This window comes from Gluconobacter sp. Gdi, assembly GCF_014132155.1.
Taxonomy (GTDB): Bacteria; Pseudomonadota; Alphaproteobacteria; order Acetobacterales; family Acetobacteraceae; genus Gluconobacter.
Genome location: NZ_BLJQ01000002.1, coordinates 11,587 through 33,466, shown reverse-complemented (window position 1 = coordinate 33,466; position 21,880 = coordinate 11,587). Strand labels below are relative to the sequence as shown.

The following is a 21,880-nucleotide window of genomic DNA, read 5'->3' as shown; positions in this document are numbered from 1 at the left end:
TTGGAGAAACGGGGTGAGCAAGGCAGAACGGGACAAAGACGCTCCGGTTCAATTTCGTAATGGCTGTATCGTTGAACACATTAAAACGTGACGCCCGCTTTCCGGGTCGCCTGGGTCTGAGAGGGACACCATGACCAGATTCCGCTCACTTTATCATCAGGGTTTTGCCCGGATTGCGGCCTGTACGCTTCCCGTTTCTCTGGCCGAGCCAAAAGCCAATGCGGAGAGGGTTCTTGAGGTTCTGAAGGACTGTGACCGACAGCGTGTTGCTGCGGTTGTTTTTCCGGAGCTGGGGCTGACTGGCTACACGCTTGATGATCTGCGGTTTCAGGATGTGGTGCTGGATGGTGCCCGAACTGCCCTGGAATGGCTCGCCAGGCAGACGGCTGACCTGATGAGTGTTGCCGTGGTCGGGCTGCCGCTTTGCCGGGGGGAGTTGCTCTATAATTGTGCAGCAGTCATTCATCGTGGGCGTATTCTTGGCGTTATTCCCAAGTCCTATCTTCCACGATACCGAGAGTTTTATGAGCCCAGACAGTTCACGTCTGGCTTGGGAACGTCCGGACTGGTGCGGATTGGTGGCGCTGAGGTTCCGTTTGGCGCGGACCTTCTGTTTGAAGCGCATGATCTGCCGGGTCTGACGCTGGGCGTCGAGATCTGTGAGGATTTGTGGGTGGCCAACCCTCCCAGCGGAATGCTGGCTCAGGCGGGGGCGAGTGTTGTTCTCAATCCTTCTGCGTCGCCAGTTACAATTGGCCGTACAGATGACCGTTCTCTGCTGTGCCAGGCTCAATCCATGCGGACTTTGACAGCCTATGCTTATGCAGCGGCTGGGGAAGGGGAATCCACCACTGATCTGGCATGGGATGGTCAGGTTTCCATTCACGAGAATGGGCGTCTTCTCGCGCAGTCAGATCGCTTCCCTCAGGGAGAGCGGCTAGTGGTCGCGGATGTGGATCTTGATCTTCTCCGGCAGGAGCGCTTGCGGACGGGCCAGTTTGGTGTCGGGCGTGACCGTTTTAGAACCATTGGGTTCGCCTTGTCTGCCCCACTGGAAGACCTTGGGTTAAAGCGCGACGTTGCAAGATTTCCGTTTGTCCCTTCTGATCCGAAGACGCTAGCTCGGGATTGCTACGAAGCCTGGACCATTCAGGTGAGCGCGCTTCGTCAGCGGTTGCAGGCGAGTGGTGCGCAGCGTGCTGTCATTGGTGTTTCCGGCGGCCTTGATAGTACGCTGGCGTTACTGGTTGCTGTCAGAGCTGCTGATGAGCTTGGCTGGCCCCGGACGCATGTCCTTGCCTACACGATGCCCGGATTTGCCACTGGCAGCGAAAGTCGTGGGCTTGCTCATGCGCTCATGTCAGCACTGGGCGTAGAAACCAATGAGCTGGATATTCGGCCTGCGGCCGAGACGATGCTGGCGGGCATTGGTCATCCTTATGCAGAGGGCAAGCCGGTTCATGACATCACCTTCGAGAATGTGCAGGCAGGACTGAGAACGGACTTTCTCTTCCGTCTGGCTAATCATCGAAACGGCATTGTCATCGGGACGGGTGACCTTTCCGAACTGGCGCTGGGGTGGTGCACCTATGGTGTCGGGGATCAGATGTCTCACTACAATGTGAATGCTGGAATGCCGAAGACGCTGATCCAGCATGTCATTCGCTGGTTGGTCCGGGAAGGGAGGCTGGAAGGTGGTGCACCAGACGTTCTGGAGAAGATCGTCAATGCTGAAATCTCCCCGGAACTCGTCCCGGATGTGGGGCAGGGAATTCAGAGTACGGAGCAGATGATTGGCCCGTATGCCTTGCAGGATTTCACGCTTTTCTATGTGCTCAGGTATGGATTTCGCCCGTCACGTATCGCCTTTTTGGCTGAAAAGGCATGGGGAAGTGTTACAACCGGTTCCTGGCCGATGCATTTTCCTGAAGACCGGCGAAAATCCTATGATCTGGAAGAAATCTGTCACTGGTTAAGGATTTTTATCCACAGGTTTTTTGCCACCAGTCAGTTCAAGCGCTCGGCCATGCCCAATGGGCCGAAAATCGTTGCTGGCGGCTCTCTTTCTCCGCGTGGAGACTGGAGGGCACCGTCCGATGGTAACGCACGAGCATGGCTGGAAGAGCTTAAACAGAACACGGCTATGTGAACTTTCAAACTTTTGAGGGGTTGGGGGTTCCGTCCCATGGCTTTCATGCCAATATGCTGGGTACCATTTTATTCAACGGAGATTTTCCGTCATGGCTTACGCTACGACCAATCCATATACGGGTGAAACGCTTAAAACCTTCCCGGAAGCAACTGACCAGGAAGTGCAGCAGGCGATTACCGACGCATATGAGGCATTTAAGAGCTGGCGCGACGTTTCCTTTGCAGACCGCGCCAAGGTTATGGCTGCTGCAGGCGCAATCCTTCGCCGTGATATCGATAAATATGCGAAGCTTCTCACCCTTGAGATGGGCAAGCTTTATGAAGAAGCAAAGCTGGAGACCATTCTCTCCGCTGAGATCTTCGAATATTATGCCAAGAACGCTGAAGAGCTTCTGAAGCCGGAAAAGCTTCCGGTTGCTGATCCGAAGGAAGGCGAAGCCATCCTGATCCATCAGCCGCAGGGCATTGTCTTTGCAATTGAGCCTTGGAATTTCCCGTACTACCAGATCGCCCGCATCATCGCGCCTCAGCTCTCTGCCGGTAATACGGTTCTGCTGAAGCATGCATCCAATGTGCCGCAGTGTGCTGCCATCTTCGATGACCTGATGATCGAGGCTGGCCTGCCCAAGGGCGCATTCCACAATCTTTATGCTGCCCGTCACCATACGGCTGTGATCCTGAATGATCCGCGCGTCTGTGGTGTGGCGCTGACCGGCTCTGAAGGTGCGGGCGCAATTGTGGCAAGCACAGCTGGTCAGGCGCTCAAGAAGGCAACGATGGAACTCGGCGGTGCCGATGCATTTGTCGTGCTGGAAGATGCAGATGTTGAAAAGGCTGCCAAGTGGGCTGCTTTCGGGCGTCACTGGAATGCAGGCCAGGTCTGCGTGTCTTCCAAGCGTCTGATCGTTGTAGATTCCATCTACGACCGGTTCCTGGAGATCTATAAGGCTGAGGTTCTCAAGTTCAAGGCTGGTGATCCAATGGATCCGGCTACGACGCTTGCGCCGCTGTCTTCACAGAAGGCTGCTGATGATCTGAAGGCTCAGGTTGAAGAAGCCAAGAAGCACGGTGCTGTTGTTGAAGTGATCGGCGCACCGGTTCCTGAGAAGGGTGCCTTCTTCCAGCCGCTGCTGATGACGAACCTGCATGGCGACAATGAAGCCCGTCATTGGGAGTTCTTTGGTCCTGTCACGCAGCTCTATCGTGTGAAGGACGAGGCTGAGGCGATCCGCGTTGCCAATGACTCTCCGTTTGGTCTGGGCGGTTCCGTCTTTACCAAGGATACGGCGCGTGGCGTGAAGGTTGCCGAGAAGATCCACACGGGCATGGTCTATGTGAACCATCCCACGATGGTGAAGGCTGATCTGCCGTTTGGTGGTGTGGCTCGTTCTGGCTATGGCCGTGAGCTGATTGGTCTGGGCATCAAGGAGTTTGTGAATCACAAGCTGATTGATGTCGTGGATATCGACGCACCGTTCTGATTGTGAGTTGGTCGGATCTTGCGATCCGGCCTGTTCATGAAAAAACCCGGACAGGAAACTGTCCGGGTTTTTTTGTGTCTGAAAGACTGATCGGGGAAGGTCAGGCTCTCTGATGGGCCTTCTCTGCGGTCAGATTAATCCAGGGATGTCTGTCCTGCACATATGCAACGACACGCGCTTTGTGGGCGGTCCGCTCTGTCGATGCGTTGGTCATGGAACTGCTGTGTTGCCTGTAATCCGCCAGAACGGCTGGAACCTGTCGTCCTGGTAGTCCGAGTTCAGCAAAAGTGCACCAGAGATCATAGTCTTCCCAGCCCATTGCTTCACGTGAAACATAGTAGCCGCCGGCTGCTGCCCACGCCCATTTGGCGACCATGGCCATGGCATCAATGCGATTGCCTGAAACCAGTGTCAGGGGATTCGAGGGTAGATCGCCGAGAAGAACAGGTGCGCCGGGTGGTGTGATCAGATCAGGGGTCTTCTTTGTGACGAGTGGCCCGTTCTCGTCAAAGCACTGGATCAGCGGATAGGCGTAGGCGATGCCAAATGTCATGGCGGCCAATAGTGTTTCACAAGCATCCGGGCGCAGGATGTTATCGGCGTCCAATTGCAGAGTGTGCGGGGTTTCAGCAGCATCCATGCCGATGTTTCGTGCGCCACCCAGCCCTGCATTGCGAATGGACCGTCTGAAGATCAGGCGGTTGAAGCGGCCGGTGTGCCGTTCCATCCAGATCCTGATGAGGTCAGCGGATTCATCCGTTGACCCATCATCCACCACGATAAGGTCCAGGATTGGAAGTGTCTGGGCAACAACGGAATCCAGAGCATCCAGAACGTGATTGGCGTAATTGTAGGATGTTACGATGACTGTGACGTCTGCTTCGCCCAGAATGTCATGGTGGAAGAGCGTTTCACTCTCTGGAACGACCGGCAGCGCAGGAGGCTTTACGCGGCCGCGGGCCAGAAGAGTTTCCGCCGCTTGAGCCGCTTCCACATCGCCGTTGAGGGAAGACAGGGCGAGTGCCATGCGCCGGGCTTGAGCTTCCGGGCTGAAGGGCCAGAGAACGTCATGATAGGCGTTACGGGCCAGAGTGCGGCGCAGATCGGGGTTGTCGACCAGTTTCAGGAGCGCGCTGGTCCATTCTTCCTGGGTTTCAGCCAGGAGGCCGGTTTCATTGTTTCTTACGACCCGACGGAATGGGCCGGTTGGAGAAACGATGGAGGCGTTGCCTGCAAGAGAGGCTTCAAGGAATTTTATCTCGCTTTTGGCTTCGCAGAAGATGTTGCCGACTTCCAGTGGCGCAATGGAGATATCGAATCTGGCGAACTCTTCCCCAAGTTCGGAAAGGGGAACCATATCTCGCCATTCGATCTGGCTTTCTACGGCCTTGAGAGCCGGGAACTCCTCCATCAGAAGGACGGGACGGTGATTGTCTTTTTCCCTGAATAGAACCAGTCGCGTGTTGGGGCGTGCTTTCAGCACACTGGTCAGAGCAGGATAAGCAATGGTGAAGTCACGCTGATGGGTGCGAGAACCCGTAGCATATCCAATGCGGATCAGTCCGTCGTCAGATGTTGAACGACCAGGCTCTCCGCGGAGGCGACAGCCCAGGCGGGATCGACGCAGTGTCTCATGGTCATAGACATTCGGAAGAAGATGGATGACGGGGCGCAGCTCATGCATTGCAAGAGCCAGCTCCCGGGTTGTTGCTGATCCCTGTTCACAACGCACAAGAGTCCGGCGCATGTCTGCGAAGCAGCGCTCAATGCGCTCTTCCGTCGCGCCCACAGAGCGAATGCCGTCAATGAAGTCGATACGCGCGTAATGTGGAACAAAAACGATATCGTCGGCGTCAAAAATGGTTCTGACGCCTTCCTGCTGCGCCAGATCAAGAATGGTGCTGACGTGGCCGCTATACTCCACGCGCCAGAAAATCATGACGTCAGCCCAGCGGATGTCTTCGTACCCGACTGTGGCGCAAGGCTGGATACGTGCCTCATATCCTGCGTTACGGACGGCTTCGGCATTTCGGTCACATCGATAGGCAACGCCAGGTGTATCGGGCTCACCGGCGATGAAGAGAACGCGCTGTATGACTTCAGGCGAACAGGTTCCATCATCGGGAACTGTAGAAGGTTCTACCAGAGCGAAAGACGTACTAGATGAAAAGTCTTCCTGCTCTGAACAAGACTGCAAGGCGAGAGGCTCAGGAAGTGTTGGGATATGTGGAATAAAGGGTTTTCGAAAAGCCCGAAGAACCCGGCGCCATAAAGGTGCGGGTTGCGACAGAAAGATTCTTAGGGAATCCAGACCCTCGCGGTTTTCTGTATAATGGTGTTCGATCGTTGTCCGCCTGTGGTTTTCTTCCGCCATTTTTACGCGGAAAGCGTCACGTTCCTGGCGTATCGGGTCAAGAATATGCGTCAGGGACGCAATCTTTTCGTCTCGAATGCGGATGCCTCTGGAGAGACACCGGCTCTCGATCCGGAGAGCGTGAGTTGTGTGTTCTGCATGTTCAGCAGCCTGCTTGTATCGTTGAAGCTCTGCGGCGTTCTGGCGTGTGGCTAGGTCATGAGCAAAAAGCTGGCGAACCCTGTGACGGAAATCACGGGATTTATCGGACTGACCCACCAAAAGCTCAATGAAGGGATGCGTCCCTGCTGGGCGGAGCGCAATATGGTCTGACAGAACGACTTCATTCGGGCGGCTCTGAGTTGTTTTCCCTACTAGAACCACGGGAATACTGGATTTTGCCCATTGTTCCTCATGCGTTCGGTGACAGAGCAATATGCCGGAATCACCATCGCTGTGGATTCTCGCGAATGTTCTTTCTGAATGATGACTTTCAAGTTCCTGCCAAGCTCTGAGCTGGGAGCCAAGTTCATCATCCAGCGCCGGAGACAAAAGGATAGTGGCCACCTGTGGGAAGGCATCATTTTGCAAGACGCTTCCTAGCCAGAGAATTGCTCTGGCGGCGTGGTCAGCCCCATCTCCCTGGGGGCCTGAATTTCTCTCGGGTAAGGGCCTCTGGATAAGAAAATTGGCTAATTCGGCCAGATACCTATCCTGCAGAGAGGGCGAGGGGGAGGTTGAGGATGGGTTTGTCACAGGTGCAATTTACAGATTCGTAAAGGTATGGTGTGAAAACATCTTAAGGCATTGTAGAGACACAATCCCTATTTCTGTTTGTTTTTTATGAAGTATTTTAATTTTTTATTGATTGCGTGCTGTAAAGTTTATCCCGTCATTGCAACCATTCGTAAAATGCTCCCTTCTGTGATGGGGCATTCCTGCCCCAGCCTTTCTGTGTCTTTCAAATCACAGTAGGGAATTGCACTGTGAGTGGGTCTCTATATTGCTCCGATGCTCGGGTAGGTCTTGCACAGATACGTCAAATCCTTATTGCTTTTGGTAAATAGGCTTTGGTATATGCAAGACTCGTCACTCGATCATTTGGGTGGTCTGAGGGCCGCCAGTGCGAGGCAACCTTTTTTTAGGAGTGCATGGTAATGGCAATCACTACCGTGGTTGGCGCCTCCGGCCGGATCCTTGCGGTCACGGTCGACGGTGCGCAGGCCCACGCTCTGGCCAGTCAATATTTGTCTGCTATCGCTGGTGTTAGCGGTCTGACGAGTTATGATCTGGTTCCAGGCAGTAACAGCAGCCTGAGCGACGCAAGCGTTTCTCAGGGCGTTATTACTCAGGGCGGCAGCTATAGCATCGACGGGGATGTAGCTTACATCGCCGCCGGTTCATACGGCGCTACAGATACACTGAATGGCGCTGTTTCAATTGACCTTTCCAATGATACCGCTTCGAACATCAGCCTGCTGACAGGTAGCTGGGTTGGCGTTTCGGTTCAGGCTGGAAACCAGAACGGCACGTTCATCGGTGGTGTTGGTGACAACACGTTCACGGGGACGGGCAAGACCGGTAACTGGAACATTGCTACAGGGTCGGGCAACGACACGATTTCCGGGACAGATGGTAACAACACCATCGGTGGCGGAACAGGCAATAACCTGATTACCCTGGGTGCAGGTACGAACGCTGTTCGTTCTGAAGGCCAGGACACGATTGATGGCTCTGCTGGTACGGACACTGTTACCCTTCTGGGTGGCAGCTCGGTCGTAACTCTTGGCAACAATGCCACGGTCTATGACACGACGTACGACAACAACGTAACGGTTGGCAGCAACGGCTTTATCACGGGTGGCAGCTCCAGCACGTACTTCGCGACTGGAACGACCGCAACGGTTGCTGGTGGCCTGAACGATACGATTTCTGCTGCAGGTGACTTCCAGCAGGTTCGGGGTACTGGCAACAGCATCAGTGTCGGTGGCTCCCTGTCCTTCCTGAACGGTACGGGTAACACCACCATCACGGCTGGCAATGCCACCATGTTCGGTGCATCCGGCCTGAACGCTCAGTTCGATGGCACGTCCGGCTACAGCCTGTTCGTGGGCAACGAGGGCGACGAAGCAATCTCTGCTGCGTCTTCTCACGGTGTTCTGCAGGCTTTCGCAGGTACCGGCAACACGACCGTCATTGGCGGAACCGGTGCTGATACGCTGGTTGGTGGAACGGGCAATGCTACCCTTGAGGGTGGTTCCGGCTCTGCTAACCTGTTTGCTCTGAACAAGGGATCCGCTGGTGGCAACTACACCATCAGTGACTTTGGCAGCGCAGCAGGTAACCTGATGGCTCTGTACCAGTACGGTCTTCAGAACAACGGTGGGCTTGAGAACGTTCTGTCCAATGCAACTGTTGCCGGTGGCAATACGACCATTGCTCTGTCCGATGGCTCCAACATCACGTTTGTTGGCGTTACGGATCTGAAGGCTTCGAACTTCAATCTGAGCTGATCTACCCTGTCTGTTGGTTCGCCAGCATTCATGAAGGGAGCTGGGTTCGTAAGAACCCAGCTCTTTTTGTTTGTACCTCTTCGTTTCCAGACTTTGGCCTTTTCTTTGATGACAGTGCATCCCGGTTCCAACGTGACACTCCTTCCAGAGGCAGCCGAAGAAGATTCGCGGCGGGTCCTACTTGAGAGTTACCGCAGTTCTGCACGTCTGAACGGAATGAGGGCTGAGGGACTGCAAATTGAGAACACGCACCTCCGGGAGCAGATGGCTCTTGTTCAGAGCTCCCTCTCATGGCGGGTTACTGCTCCACTGAGGCTCATAAGAGGGTTGACGCTAGGTCGTCTGCCTTCTGGCAGGTCTCTTAAAGACCTGCCTGACCGCGTTCTCGAACTTTGGGGCAAAGGGGGCGCCAGTGCTTTAGGGAATGCTCTGGTACGTCAGGTTTTGCCTCGTTCCGGCAGAAAGAACGGGCGGAAAGTTTCTGATTCTCTTACCTCTGCCAAGAAGGCCTCTCCAGATGAAGCTGTGTCGGGGCTTTCCGTTTACAGTGATCCACTCGATAAAACGGCGACCGCACTGGCCCCGAAAGTTCTGATTATTGCAGAAGTTTCTTTGCGGCAGTGTGCGAAGTATCGTGTGTGGCAAAAGCGGGATCTGCTGGAACGCCTTGGATGGTCTGTTCAGGTTGTAGACTGGCGGGACATTGGTGTTGCGATGTCTGGGTTACAGCTTTGTACGCGGGTTATTTTTTACAGGGTTCCTGGCTTCGAGACTGTCATGAAGCTGGTCGCCGAGGCCCACCGCCTGCGTCTTGAGCCGTGGTGGGAAGTGGATGATCTTATTTTCGATGCTGAAGAGTATCTTCAGAATGGGAACATCAGCAGTTTGCCGCAGGCAGAGCAGGATCTGCTCATGTCGGGTGTTACCTTATTCCGGCGCTGTATGCTTGCGTGTGGCCGTGGCATCGCTTCGACCCCGGCATTGGCGCAAGCCATGTTGGACGCAGGCCTTACAGACGTTTCAGTGCTGGAAAATGCTCTTGATCATGAGACGATTGAGATCGCGGCGTCTCTTCCTACCCATGAAGGTACGGATATAGAGCGTGTGTGGGTTTCTTATGGATCAGGAACCAATACGCACGATGAAGATTTTCGGCAGGCTCAGGCTGGGCTGATTGCTGCGATGGAAGATGAGCCGCGGTTATGTCTGCGGGTCATTGGTCAACTCAAGCTTTCGGGTGACTTTGATAAGTTTGGAGACCGTGTAGAGCGGCTCATTGAGTTGTCCTATCGCGACTATCTGGGCGTGCTTTCCCGAACGGATATTGCCATTGCACCTCTGGAACCGACGCTCTTCAACGACTGCAAAAGCAATATCAAATTTCTGGAGGCGGCAGTCGTCCAGGTTGCTTCGGTTTGCTCCCCCCGGAGTGCTTTTCTCTCTGTGATGCGGCATGGCGAGAATGGTCTGCTGGCCGTCACCGATGATGACTGGAAACAGAGTTTTTTGACCTTGGCCCGAGATATACCGCTGCGTCGGCGCCTTGCGGCTCAGGCCCTGCAGGATGTGATGGAACGGTACGCGCCCGATGCGATGGCGGTTACGCAGGGGCAGGCTGTTTTCGGTATGCCTGTGATGCCGGATCGGCACGCTTTGCGCGTCCTTATGGCAAATGTCTATTACGCTCCACGCTCATTCGGAGGGGCGACGATCGTTGCAGAGGAGTTGGCAGAAAGGCTCACGCAGCGTGGTGTTGAAGTGGGAGTCATGACGTCTCGTCCACGGCTGGACGAAAATCTGTCAGGAAGTATTCGCTACGTCATCAACGGTACGGATGTGTTATCCGCGGTGATTCCGGAGGGAACGGACCTCATAGGAGCTCTCGACAATCCGCAGATGGCTGAGGTGTTTGCCGATTGGTTAGACGCTTATCAGCCAGATGTCGTGCATGTGCATGCGGCTCAGGGGCTGGGTACTGCAATGTTGCGGGTCTGTCAGGAGCGCGGGGTTCCGTATGTTCTGACACTGCATGATGCGTGGTGGCTATGCGACCGGCAGTTCATGGTCCGGGAAGATGGGCATTACTGCTTCCAGACCCGTATTGACCAGCAGGTTTGCCAGATGTGCCAACCTCATGCCCGACACTTACGGGATCGCGTGACGATCATGCATCAGGCGTTGGCTGAGGCGGCGTTGTTGATAAGTCCGTCTGAGGCGCATCGTCAGCTCTATCTTGCTAATGGCGTCGAGCCGGAGCGGATCGTTGTGAACAGGAATGGCTTTCGGTGGCCTGAACGCTCTCGTCGCCAGAGAATTCCGGGCTCGCGGCTACGCTTCGGATTCGTTGGCGGAACTGAGGCAGTAAAGGGATATCCACAGCTTAAAAAATGTATGGAGTCTCTTGAGCGATCTGACTGGGAGCTGGTTCTGGTTGATAACAAGATCAATCTTGGTTTCAGGTCCATTCATGCTGAAGACTGGTCAGTAAAAGGGGATCTAAAAATTGTACCTGCCTTCACGCAGGCTGGACTCGATGACTTCTATGATCAGATTGATGTTCTTCTGTTTCCTTCCCAATGGAAAGAGAGTTATGGCCTGACTGTTCGTGAAGCTCTGGCGCGCGACGTCTGGGTTGTGACGACTGCTCCAGGGGGACAGTCAGAGGATGTTGTGGACGGGATCAACGGGACGCATCTTCCTCTTGATGGGCGTCCTGAAACACTCGCGGCGGCTGTTGAAGCCTTGCTCAATCAGGCCGAAAAGTTTGACGGATATGTCAATCCATTCAAGGGCGATCTGGCAACGTATGAGGCGCAGACAGAAGAGGTGCTAGGCTTTCTGGAGCGCGTGGCCAAGCGTAAAACCAAGTTAGTGACCCATTAAAAGAGCTGGTAAGGCACGCAGTCTGTCTTCACTGGCAAGGGCCTGCACCAGTCGTGCCCGGAAACCGGCCTTCTTGTGCTGAACGCGCGGTGGATTATTGGCCAGATAGAGTGCGATCCAGTCTGGGTCAAAAAAGGTTTTGTCAGGAATTTCGCTTCGCCACAGATGGACTGACGCGACACCGCTTGGGTTATCTCGCAGAAGCTCTGTCTTGATGAACGGTGCTTGCCCTGAGTGGAGCACAGTGCGCCAATCTGTATGCATTGGGTTCAAGGATAAAAGGCGTGCCAGCCCCCGTGTGCTGCTCCATGAAGCTGCGATATCCAGTTTGGCGGCCTGCATGGCCAAGCCGAGACCGAGTTCACCATGCAAGACGATTTCCGGCTTGCTCATACTGTTGAATGGCTGCTGGAACACGCGCCTGATGGCGGGATGATCGAGAACATCGCGTGTCATGACGAGAAACCAGGACTGAAGATGAGCTGTAATAGCTTCTGATCGTACCATGCCCCAGATAGGGGAGCGGGTGGCCCGCATGTTTTCCATAATGGGCCGTAAAGGCGTCATGGGCCCGAACACGCTGTCATTCGCGAAGAGGATTTCACTCGCTCCCGCGTCGCAGTGGTTATTGAGCAGATCCTGCCAGGCTCCAAAATCAAGACCAGAATTCTTTCTGGCGTACAGGTTAGCCCTGATCGGGATCGGACCGGAGGCAAAGCTGTTTTCGAGGGCTGTCATTCTCGCTGTGTCATTTGGATCCAGTCCGGAGACTGCGACATGAAGTTCGAACCCGCATCCTGCAATCTGGCTCAGGAGGTGTCTGGTGTGTGGAGCCAGTGTTGCTGATGGGTCGTGATAGGCGAAAAGGCAGATAGAACGCGACATGAAATCCCTGACGATGGAACGCTAACGCTGTTTGCGCGATTATATCATCGTTGCCCGATTGTATTGTAAGAAATACTGAGGAATGCTGTAAAAGATGATGAATGTTCAGGTGTTGAAGATACATCCTGAGATAGGTCCGCAAAAGAGGAGAAGCATGCGCCCATGAGTAAGGCATTTCTCGCAGCCGTTCTTCAGGACTCTATCGACTGTACAGGTGTCGCTGCACAGCGTGCGGCCAGCGATCTTGTAGATGCTATTATTGATGAACTAAAGCGCGAAGGGGGATTTACTATCTCTTCTTTCGGGACATTCACTGTGTGCGAAACAAAAGCACGTCATGCCATAAACCCACGGACAGGAGAGCCTGTTGAGGTTCCTGCCGGGCGAACGGTCCGATTCAAGGCAAGCCCGGGATTGAAGCAGAATTTATAGAAAGTTTGGCTGGGGCGGGAGGATTCGAACCTCCGCATGGCGGAATCAAAATCCGCTGCCTTACCGCTTGGCTACGCCCCAGTAGATCGCGTTTACGAACGCGATGGATCGGCTTTTAATCCGAACCAATGCGTCTCGTAAAGCCCAATATCAGAATTCAAGTTCCAGTTCGTGATCTGGCAGCCCTGTAGTGCGCATGGCTTCGTCCATTTTGCGACGGGCTGATGCCTTCAGGATACCCAGACGCTCGGCTCGGTTGAGGGCCTGATCCAAGGCCGCCATTGTACTTCCGAGATCCTGGCTTTCGTCTTTTTCCCAGGCCCGGAGCGCGTGTCCCCAGACGGCGGTCAGGGCGTTAATGCGCCAGATGCCGCCAAGACCGGAACAGTCCATGCCTGCTGCGTCAGCAAGCCAGCGCATGGAATCCACAGTTGCTCCGGCGAGCAGGGCTGCCAGAGCGGGGTCATAGGGAACGGCGTGCAGGACAGCCCTGACGCCTGTGCGATATTCTTCGAAAATATCGAATCGGCGCATCATCAGGTCGAAAAGATATTCGCGAAGTGTGCCGCCATTTCCTTCGTCGCGGAGTGCGCTTTCATCGGCGAGCCGTCCCAGGCGCAGCAGCAGCAGTGCTTTGACCGGATAGCGTGAGCGCACAGCATCGACAGGCAGACCTGCCTCGCGCGCGGCATCAACTAGAGAAAACCGGTGCCAGCCGTCTGAGCCAGCCAAACTCAAGGCAGACTGGAGGAGAGCAATATCGAAGGCTTCCCTGTCCAGTTCCGGTGTGCTGTCTGATGCCAGCTCATCGGTATCAAATGGGTCCTGCCGCTCTTCCATGCCGGTCTCCTGTAGAAATCTTGTTTCTTAATGGTGGGAGCGTTTGCCAGTGTCAGCAAGTTCCCACCAGAGAGAAACGATCAACCGGCGAGTTCGTCGGCCCGTTTTGTGGCCGCGTCAATGGCTTTTGAAATATTTGACGGCCATGCGTCTGGAGCCATGAGAACATTCAGGGCAGCAGCGGTTGTTCCGTTCGGGCTGGTGACAGCTTTGCGCAGATCGGCCGCGTCGTCAGGCATGTCATCCAGCATCCGGCCTGCACCGTAGATTGTTCCGCGTGCCAGACGGCGTGCTGTCGTTTGGGAAAGGCCGTGTGCTTCTCCAGCTTTTTCGAGCAGTTCAGCAAGAAGAAACACATACGCAGGACCTGAGCCGGAGACGGCTGTTACTGCTAAAAGGTCTTCCTCACTATCGACGCGGACAACATCGCCAACAGCGAATAGAAGTTCGTGGCAGAGGCTTGTCTGTTCTTCTGTCGCCTGAGGAGACGCATAGAAGCCGCTGATACCTGCGCCGATCGCTGAAGGGGTGTTCGGCATGGCGCGAAGAATGGGGAGAGTGGCGCCGCTTTTAGATGTCGCATCTGACAGGGCGGCACAGGTTCTGCCGGCCATGACGGAAAGCAGTGCAGCCTTCTTCATGCGAGAGCCCAAGGACTCCCCTAAGGCACTGATTGCTTCTTCCGCTGCCGCAGGTTTTACGGCCAGGACGATAATATCCGGCGTAAAGGTCGATGGAATGTCAGACGCGGCTCGAACGACTGAAAAGGTATCGTCCGAACTGGATCTGTGTCGATCAACGACAATGATATGGGGAGGTGTGGGAGAGGCGAGCCACCCGTCGAGAAGCGCGCCTCCCAGTTTTCCACAACCAACCAGCAGAATTGAAGGTGTTGATGGCAAGGTCATGCGTCTCCGACACAATCAAGCATGGCAGCGTCCAGTGCATCCTGAGGAGATTTTCCGCCCCAGAGAGTGAACTGGAAGGCGGGGTAAAAGCGCTCACATTCTGACATTGCGATATCGATCAGGTCTTCCATGCTTTCACCTGGAGGGGTTGAGACACCACGCATCAGGAGCGTATGGCGAAAGGAGGGAACACCGGTTTCCGGATCAATAATGAAATGACCAACCCACAGCTTGTTGTTGGCGAGGGAGACCAGTTCATGCACGTCCGATCGACGTGCTGTGGGGGACCGTAGATCCAGCGTGCAGTTCAGATGCAGGGCTGAAAGCTCGTCTGACCAGGTGAAATAGAGAGAGTAGTCACACCATTGACCTGGGGCCTGAGCCGCCATTTCGGACTGGCCAAGGCGCTCGAATTCCCATTCGTAGAGGCCCATGACCTGTTCCATGAGGTCAAGCGGATGGGATTCTGTTTCTGTGGTGAGTGAGGTGCTCAGGGCAGGCATGTCGGATCTCCCAAGGCCGTGGAGGCCGGAACCGGTCATGCACCGGTGCGGCGCTCCAGATGTCTGCGGCCAGGAGGGGAATGACCTCTCCTGACGTTGATCACGTTATGTGGCCTTGGTGAAGTGTGCAAGTATCACGCACAGCTTCAAGCAGTTCGTACGAAGATGTGTTGCATCAGGATCGCAGCGAAAGCGACCGTTTTAGCCCTGAGGGCCACCCTTTTCTTCAGTTGCGAGGTCTTCGAGTGCTGTCAGGCGCGATTCGATGGCAGCAAGGCGGGCTTCTGCTTCGTCCTGTGCCATGCGCGCGCGCGTCGCCATTTCCTGAACGGCATCGAACTCATCACGACGAACCAGTTCAAGGGAGGTCAGGACTTCGTCAACGCGGGTGCGGATGATGGAGTGTAGTTCTTCGCGGGCACCGGTGACAGCCGAAAAAGCATTGCCGGCAAGGCCTGCGAGGTCGTCGAAGAAGCGGGGTCTGTCAGACATGGGAGAAACTCCTGCAGAGAGGCGGCGTGTCGTGTGTGGCGCGTCGCTTGGATCGTTTTCGGGGGCAGACTATACAGGAAGGATGATTATCGTCACCGGCGGAGCCGGATTCATTGGATCGTGCCTTCATGCCGCCCTGCGTCAGCGCGGGCTGCGGACGGTTGTTGTGGACCGGCTTCGTGAGGGCGTAAAATGGCGCAACCTCGCGTCTCATGCGCCGGATCAGATCATCACGCCTGAGGCGCTCCCGAGTTTCCTCGAGACAGCGCCAAAGATCGAAGCGGTCTTTCATATGGGCGCGATCAGCGCAACGACTGCACGAGACGGAGACCTTGTCTGGTCGACTAATGTGGCGTTGTCGCAGTTTCTCTGGCGTTGGTGCGCCCAGAACGATGTCCGGATGATTTACGCTTCGTCTGCGGCGACATATGGCGCCGCAGACCAGCCTGAGATGTTCCGTGACGGGCTGGATGCGATTGATCATCTCAGACCGTTGAACCTTTATGGATGGTCAAAGCAGGTTTTTGATCTGTGGGTAAAGCGTGAGCTGGAAGCTGGGCATCCGGCCCCACCGCAGTGGGCTGGACTGAAATTTTTCAATGTTTATGGCCCGAATGAGTATCACAAAGGGTCCATGATCTCCGTCGTGAAGGTCAAGTATGATGATCTTCAGCGAGGTGCTGCGGCACGACTGTTCAAATCTGACGTTCCAGGAATGGCCGATGGCCAGCAGAAGCGTGACTTCATCTGGGTCGGGGATGTTGTGAATGTCATGCTATGGCTTTTCGACCATCCGGATGTCAGTGGTCTTTTCAACTGCGGAGCCGGTGTGGCGCGGAGCTATCTGGATCTGGCGCATGCAGTCTGTGACGCTGCGCATCGGGCGCGGGACGTGGAATTCGTTGAGATGCCTGAGAAGCTTCGCGGGCAGTATCAGTCTTTCACCTGTGCGGACATGAGCCGTTTGCGTCAGGCAGGATATGATGCGCCGTTTACGTCGCTTGAAGACGGAATACGGCAGTATGTGCGTGATTATCTTTCCCAAGCGGAGTCAAACCTTTGAGCCAGCCCTTGATGTTCCCTGGGTTTGACCCCGTTGCGTTTCATGTCGGCCCGCTGCCGGTGCGCTGGTATGCCTTGGCGTATATGGTCTCGTTCATCATTGCGTTGCCAATTGCGAGACGATTGAACAGGCTGGCACCGGAAGTAGCGACCAGTGAACAGGTCGATGATTTCCTGTTTTACGCTATTTTGGGTGTTCTGCTGGGTGGTCGTCTTGGGTACGTGTTGTTCTACCGACCTCTGGATTATCTCGCGCATCCAGTGGACATCATCAAGACGTGGGACGGCGGAATGTCGTTTCATGGTGGGGCTTTGGGCGTCATTCTGGCTCTGGCGTTCTTCTCTTGGAAAAACCGTCTGAGTTTTCTGGCTTTTGCGGACCGGATCGTGCCGGTGGTTCCGATTGGGCTGGCGCTAGGTCGTTGCGCCAACTTTGTGAACGGGGAACTGTGGGGGCGTCCAGCATCGCCTGATCTGCCGTGGGCCATGGTATTCCCCACAGGTGGGCCCGTGGCACGGCATCCTTCCGAGCTTTATGAGGCGTTGACGGAAGGCGTTCTCCTGTTGTGCGTCATGCTGTTCGCGGCAACCCGTCCAAGATTGCGGGCACATTTCGGATTTCTGTCAGGGTTATTCCTCTTTGGATATGCCTGCGCGCGGAGCTTTTGTGAGTTTTTTCGGGAGCCGGATGCGAATATTGGCTTTCTGGCTGGTGGGGTCACGATGGGGCAAATCCTGTGTATTCCGATGGCGCTCGCTGGGCTGGGTCTGATGACGTATGCCCTTCGTCGTCCGGCGCAGGAGAGCGCACATGTCTGAGGCTATTCTCAGAAGTAATGGTCTTGGCGTGCCACATGGCTTTTTTACGCGCCTCGGCGGCGTGTCCCCGAAACCTTATGACAGCCTGAACTGCTCTCTGTCGTCTCCTGATGATCTGGCGAACGTGAGCGAAAACCGTGCGCGTGTTGCGCGGCAGATCGGGGTTGAGCCAGAAAAGCTTCTGGGTCTGAAGCAAACGCATAGTGACATTACGGTTCCAGTGACCCGGGAGACGGTTCTCTGGGCTATGGGGCGTGGGCAGGATGGCGATGCGCTGGTGACGGATCGCCCTGACGTCGGGGTTGGAGTGATTACGGCAGACTGCGGTCCTGTTCTTCTCGCTTCGGAGGATGGACAGATTGTGGGAGCCGCGCATGCCGGATGGCGTGGAGCAGTAGGTGGCGTTCTCGAATCTGCTGTGACGCAAATGAAAGCTCTGGGCGCCAAGAATATCCGGACAGTAGTCGGCCCCTGCATTGGGCCTGAGAGTTATGAAGTTGGCCCGGATATGCGGGATGCCGTTTTGGCTCAGGACGGGAACGCAGGCCTGTTTTTCCGTGTGGCAGAGCGGGCAGGGCATTTCATGTTCGATTTGCCAGAATACTGCTCGGCGCGGCTGAAAGCTGCTGGTGTTCAGCAGGTTGAAGTACTGGGTGTGGATACATTGACGGACCAGAGGTTCTTCAGCCACCGCCGACGGACACTCGCAGGCGGTGGCCATATTGGTCACCAGATCTCAGCAATCCGGCCTCGCGTTTCATCATAGTATTGCAGAGTGCCGCAGCGCTTGTGCGGATCGCTGGGACTGTTATCGTTCCGGTATGAAAATGCTTCGTCCTGCTCAGATTCTCTGTTCCATGCTGGTGGCTGCCTGTGCCGGGGGCGTCGCCTACGCCAAACCCTCTCATCTTCTGGTTCGTAACGCCCTGATCTTTTCAATGGCCGATGGGCAGAAAGCGCCTTTTAAAGGGTATTTTTCTGTCCGTTCAGATGGCGTGATCGATCAAATCGGCTCCGGTGCTCCTCCAAAGGATCTTCAAGCGGATCAGGATGTGGATCTGCATGGACATTGGGTCATGCCAGGGTTCATTTCCGCTCATAGCCACCTCTGGCAGGCCGCGTATCGTGGCCTTGCGGCGGATCAGACGTTGATGGGCTGGATTGAGGCTTTGTATTCCGGAAAAGCGAGCGTTGCGCGGCCTGAAGATATCTACTGGTTCACGCTGGATGGGGCGCTCGACCATCTCGCGCATGGTGTGACTGCGGCTTATAATTTCAATTACGGTGGGGCGAACCCTGCTGTTGTCGAGGCGACGGACCGGTTGCAGTTCCAGGCAGAGACGGCTTCTGGAATTCGGTTCGTGCATGGTCTGGAGCCATTGCCGAGTAAGGGCGATGTGTCGCTTGCTAAAGCCAGACAACATGTGAACGATTTTCTGGCGTGGTCCGCCGGGCAGCATGTGGGATCCACGTTCCTGTCCGTGATGATCAATGGTGGGACGGGATTTCACGACACCGGAGACGTTGCGAAGATCGAAGGCGCGTTGATGCGGGAGTATCATCTGTCCAACCAGAGTCATTATCTGGAGCCACCTGAGAACGTTTCAGCTCAGCAGGCCCGGTTCCGCTGGTTTGAGGATGAAGGCATTCTCGGGCCGCATCTGATTTTCGGGCATTTCATCCATACGACGCCTGAGATTATTGCCCGATCCGTAAAGGCTGGGGCGTCCATGGTCTGGAATCCGCTTTCAAATGGTCGTCTGGCGTCAGGGACGGCGGATATTCCGGCCTATCTGAAAGCTGGTTTGCGGGTTGGTATGGGAGAGGATGGGGAAGCCAGTGCGGATCTGGCAGACCCGTTTGAGAACATGCGGACCGGGCTTTATGCCATCCGGGACAAGTATCAGAGTGCCGCGATCATGAGCCCGTATGATGTGGTGCGCCTGCACACGCGAGGGAGTGCGGATGTTCTGGAAGTCGGGGATCGGCTTGGAAGCCTGGAAGCTGGGAAATTTGCGGATTTTCTTGTGATTGATCCGACCAATCTTGGGTATGTGTTTGACCCGTATGCCACGCTGGTTTTTGCGGCGGCTCAGGAAAATCTGGAGCAGGTGTATGTGGGGGGCGTGCTGCTGGTTGAGCATGGAAAGCCGCTGAAGCAGGATTTTGCGCATGTTCGGCAGGAAGCTGATCGGCGGGTTGCGGCCTCTGTTCAGCATTAAAAAAGAGCCGGGGAGTAATCCCCGGCTCTTTTTGTGTGTCAGACGCTGTGGGTTTTGGCTTCACGATCCCAGAAGCGGAGTTTCCGGCAGGTTGCGATGAAGGGTTTAAAATCGCTATCCTTTTTGATGGCAATTACACCATCGTCCATCTCGTCGGGCGTGATGCCGCCTTTTGCCAGAAGGGGGGCAGCGTCCGGGCCGTAAGCGATGAATTTGGCGTGGGCGAACGCATCTGCCACGAAGTCACGGGCTGTTGCTTCCCTGCTCAGAAGCTTTGTCCCTTCCACGGAAGAGAGCAGCACGACGGCGTCGTAAAGCACGGATGGGGCGCCGACGATTTTCTGGCCAGCCGGGATGGTCTTGCCATCTGTCAGCGTTACGCCGCCGACAACGGGGGCGACCAGTTCAATCAGTGTGCCTTCCGCCTTTGCGGCTTTCTGGAGTGCATCCAGCAAGGCCGCATCCGTACCCTCTGTAATCACGACACCCAGTTTGCGGCCTGCGAAGGATTCGGGGCCGTTCTTGAGGATGCTGAGCGCTGTTGAGGCGGCCAAATCCGTGATGGGTGTACGGGCAGCTGGAGCTGGGGCGGGGAGGTCTTTCAGGCCCAGACCTTTGGCCACGCCCTTGGCCAGCGTTTCATCCACATTCAGAAGATGGGCGATGACGCGGGAGCGAATGTTTGGCGTCTCGACCTTGCTGAGTTCGAAGACGAACGCGTTCTTGATGTGCGTTTGTTCGGGCTTTGTCTGGCTGATGTAGAACTGGCGTGCCTGGCTGTAGTGATCGGCGAAGAGTTCACCGCGCTCGCGGGTCGTGCGACCGTTGTCATCGGGGAAGTGCCTGTAGCCGGTCTTGGGGTTTTCACGCGGACCTGCGCCCCAGGAATTGGGCTCGTAATTCACGCGGCCCTTCGGGTTGTGCATGGCAGCGTGGCCATCCTGCTGGAAGTTGTGGAATGGGCATTTGGGCGCGTTAATGGGGATATGCGTGAAGTTCGGGCCACCGAGACGCTTTGTCTGTGTGTCCAGATACGAGAAGTTCCGGCCTTGTAGGAGGGGATCGTTGGTAAAGCCGATACCGGGGATGACATTCTGGGTGCAGAAGGCGACCTGTTCGGTTTCGGCGAAGAAGTTGTCCACCATGCGGTCCAGCACGAGGCGGCCAATTCGGCGCACGGGGACGAGTTCTTCCGGGATGAGTTTGGTCGCATCCAGAATGTCGAAGTCGAATTTGTCGGCAAAGGCGTCATCAAAGAGCTGTACGCCCAGTTCCCATTCCGGATAGTCGCCGGATTCGATGGCCTGCCAGAGGTCGCGACGGTGGAAGTCAGGGTCGGCGCCGTTAATCTTGACGGCTTCATTCCAGACGACTGACTGAAGGCCCTGCTTCGGCTTCCAGTGGAACTTCACGTAGGTGGATTTTCCTTCGGCGTTTATGAGCCGGAAGGTATGGACACCGAAGCCTTCCATGAAGCGGAAGGAGCGGGGGATGGCCCGGTCTGACATGATCCAAAGGAGCATATGAACGGTTTCGGGCGAGAGGGATGCGAAATCCCAGAAGTTGTCATGGGCGGACTGCGCCTGCGGGAAGCCGCGATCGGGTTCTTCCTTTACGGCGTGCACCATGTCGGGGAACTTGATGGCGTCCTGGATGAAGAACACGGGCATGTTGTTGCCCACGAGATCCCAGTTGCCTTGTTCGGTATAGAGTTTCACGGCGAAGCCGCGGACGTCGCGGGCGAGATCGAATGATCCCTTGCCACCTGCGACGGTTGAGAAGCGGACGAATGCCGGGACGCGGGTGCCGGTTTTTCCGAGGACGCTTGCAGTTGTGTAGTCAGACAGGGAGTCTGTGAGTTCGAAGAAGCCATGAGCGCCGTAGCCGCGAGCATGAACAACGCGTTCGGGGATGCGCTCGTGATCGAAGTGGAAGATCTTCTCCCGGAAATGAAAGTCTTCCAAAAGCGTTCCGCCGCGTGGGCCTGCTTTTAGGGAGTTCTGGTCATCTGCGACGGGAACGCCCTGCTGGGTTGTCAGGGTCGGTGCGTCGCCCTCTGCGGTCTGATGGGTTGCGCCTTGAGGGCCGCGCTCGAAGGTCTGGTCACCGATGGTCACGGTGGTGCGTTTGTCTGCCGTGTCGCTCATGGTTCGGTCCGATCTGCTGTCGTCTCGAATGTCCGGCGCAAATAACGCCGGGTGTTTCGATTCAATTCCTGTGCGTTGATTTCCTTTTTTGGAAATCTGTCACTTTAGAAGTCTGAGACGAGGGCAAATGTTCCGGAAAATAATTTGAGGAAATGTTCTGAACTGAAAGAAAGAGCGGACCGTTAGAGA

16 protein-coding genes and 1 tRNA gene are annotated in these 21,880 nt (G+C 55.6%); 9 read left to right on the top strand and 8 right to left on the bottom strand.

What is annotated here, in order from left to right:
- The first annotated feature begins 130 nt into the window (after nt 1–130).
- Both JN414_RS04020 and JN414_RS04015 read left to right on the top strand, forming a co-directional pair.
- Complete coding sequence (locus JN414_RS04020) at nt 131–2,149, top strand: NAD(+) synthase (RefSeq protein WP_202206829.1); 2,019 nt, start codon at nt 131–133, stop codon at nt 2,147–2,149.
- A 91-nt stretch (nt 2,150–2,240) separates the two neighbouring features.
- A complete protein-coding gene (locus JN414_RS04015) occupies nt 2,241–3,632 on the top strand; it encodes an NAD-dependent succinate-semialdehyde dehydrogenase (protein WP_202206828.1) in 1,392 nt (463 codons plus the stop codon).
- A 100-nt stretch (nt 3,633–3,732) separates the two neighbouring features.
- On the opposite strand, the gene JN414_RS04010 is transcribed toward JN414_RS04015, so the two are convergent.
- Nucleotides 3,733–6,576, bottom strand: coding sequence for a glycosyltransferase (locus tag JN414_RS04010; protein ID WP_237389866.1), 2,844 nt, complete (start codon nt 6,574–6,576; stop codon nt 3,733–3,735).
- A gap of 566 nt (nt 6,577–7,142) precedes the next feature.
- Between JN414_RS04010 and JN414_RS04005 the strand changes: the two genes are divergently transcribed.
- Nucleotides 7,143–8,498 carry a calcium-binding protein gene (locus tag JN414_RS04005; RefSeq protein WP_202206827.1) on the top strand — a complete coding sequence of 452 codons (1,356 nt, stop codon included), beginning with the start codon at nt 7,143–7,145 and terminating at the stop codon, nt 8,496–8,498.
- A 108-nt stretch (nt 8,499–8,606) separates the two neighbouring features.
- On the top strand, nt 8,607–11,381 hold the full coding sequence (locus JN414_RS04000; RefSeq protein ID WP_202206826.1) for a glycosyltransferase: 2,775 nt from the start codon (nt 8,607–8,609) through the stop codon (nt 11,379–11,381).
- On the opposite strand, the gene JN414_RS03995 is transcribed toward JN414_RS04000, so the two are convergent.
- On the bottom strand, nt 11,367–12,266 hold the full coding sequence (locus JN414_RS03995) for a rhamnan synthesis F family protein (protein WP_202206825.1): 900 nt from the start codon (nt 12,264–12,266) through the stop codon (nt 11,367–11,369). The two genes, JN414_RS04000 and JN414_RS03995, sit on opposite strands and share 15 nt — an antisense overlap.
- A gap of 162 nt (nt 12,267–12,428) precedes the next feature.
- Here JN414_RS03995 and JN414_RS03990 point away from each other — a divergent pair, with 162 nt between their 5' ends.
- Nucleotides 12,429–12,698, top strand: a complete 270-nt coding sequence (locus tag JN414_RS03990) for an HU family DNA-binding protein (protein WP_202206824.1) — start codon at nt 12,429–12,431, stop codon at nt 12,696–12,698.
- A gap of 6 nt (nt 12,699–12,704) precedes the next feature.
- Here the strand turns inward: JN414_RS03990 and JN414_RS03985 are convergent.
- From JN414_RS03985 to JN414_RS03965, 5 genes are all read right to left on the bottom strand, one after another.
- Nucleotides 12,705–12,779, bottom strand: a tRNA-Gln gene (locus JN414_RS03985).
- A gap of 69 nt (nt 12,780–12,848) precedes the next feature.
- Nucleotides 12,849–13,538: a TetR family transcriptional regulator gene (locus JN414_RS03980; protein ID WP_202206823.1), complete on the bottom strand. Its 690-nt coding sequence runs from the start codon at nt 13,536–13,538 to the stop codon at nt 12,849–12,851.
- A gap of 80 nt (nt 13,539–13,618) precedes the next feature.
- On the bottom strand, nt 13,619–14,446 hold the full coding sequence (proC, locus tag JN414_RS03975; protein ID WP_202206822.1) for a pyrroline-5-carboxylate reductase: 828 nt from the start codon (nt 14,444–14,446) through the stop codon (nt 13,619–13,621).
- On the bottom strand, nt 14,443–14,949 hold the full coding sequence (locus JN414_RS03970; protein ID WP_086634776.1) for a YbjN domain-containing protein: 507 nt from the start codon (nt 14,947–14,949) through the stop codon (nt 14,443–14,445). The genes proC and JN414_RS03970 overlap by 4 nt, the downstream gene beginning before the upstream one ends.
- Before the next feature lie 201 nt (nt 14,950–15,150).
- Nucleotides 15,151–15,441 (bottom strand): accessory factor UbiK family protein, encoded by a 291-nt coding sequence (locus tag JN414_RS03965; protein WP_202206821.1) that lies wholly within the window; start codon nt 15,439–15,441, stop codon nt 15,151–15,153.
- Between the two features lie 82 nt (nt 15,442–15,523).
- On the opposite strand from JN414_RS03965, the gene rfaD reads away from it, so the two are divergent.
- The 4 genes from rfaD to JN414_RS03945 are packed head-to-tail and all read left to right on the top strand — an operon-like array spanning nt 15,524 to nt 19,544.
- Entirely contained in the window at nt 15,524–16,504 is a 981-nt protein-coding gene (gene rfaD, locus JN414_RS03960) for an ADP-glyceromanno-heptose 6-epimerase (protein WP_202206820.1), read from the top strand.
- 11 nt (nt 16,505–16,515) lie between these two features.
- Nucleotides 16,516–17,322 (top strand): prolipoprotein diacylglyceryl transferase, encoded by an 807-nt coding sequence (gene lgt, locus JN414_RS03955; protein WP_099211185.1) that lies wholly within the window; start codon nt 16,516–16,518, stop codon nt 17,320–17,322.
- Nucleotides 17,315–18,088, top strand: coding sequence for a peptidoglycan editing factor PgeF (gene pgeF / locus JN414_RS03950; protein WP_202206819.1), 774 nt, complete (start codon nt 17,315–17,317; stop codon nt 18,086–18,088). Before lgt ends, pgeF begins: the two co-directional genes overlap by 8 nt.
- Before the next feature lie 55 nt (nt 18,089–18,143).
- A complete protein-coding gene (locus tag JN414_RS03945; RefSeq protein ID WP_202206818.1) occupies nt 18,144–19,544 on the top strand; it encodes an amidohydrolase family protein in 1,401 nt (466 codons plus the stop codon).
- Between the two features lie 38 nt (nt 19,545–19,582).
- Here the strand turns inward: JN414_RS03945 and JN414_RS03940 are convergent, their stop codons facing one another.
- The gene (locus tag JN414_RS03940; protein WP_202206817.1) at nt 19,583–21,691 is read right to left on the bottom strand and encodes a catalase; all 2,109 of its coding nucleotides are present in this window, start codon (nt 21,689–21,691) and stop codon (nt 19,583–19,585) included.
- Nucleotides 21,692–21,880 lie beyond the last annotated feature (189 nt).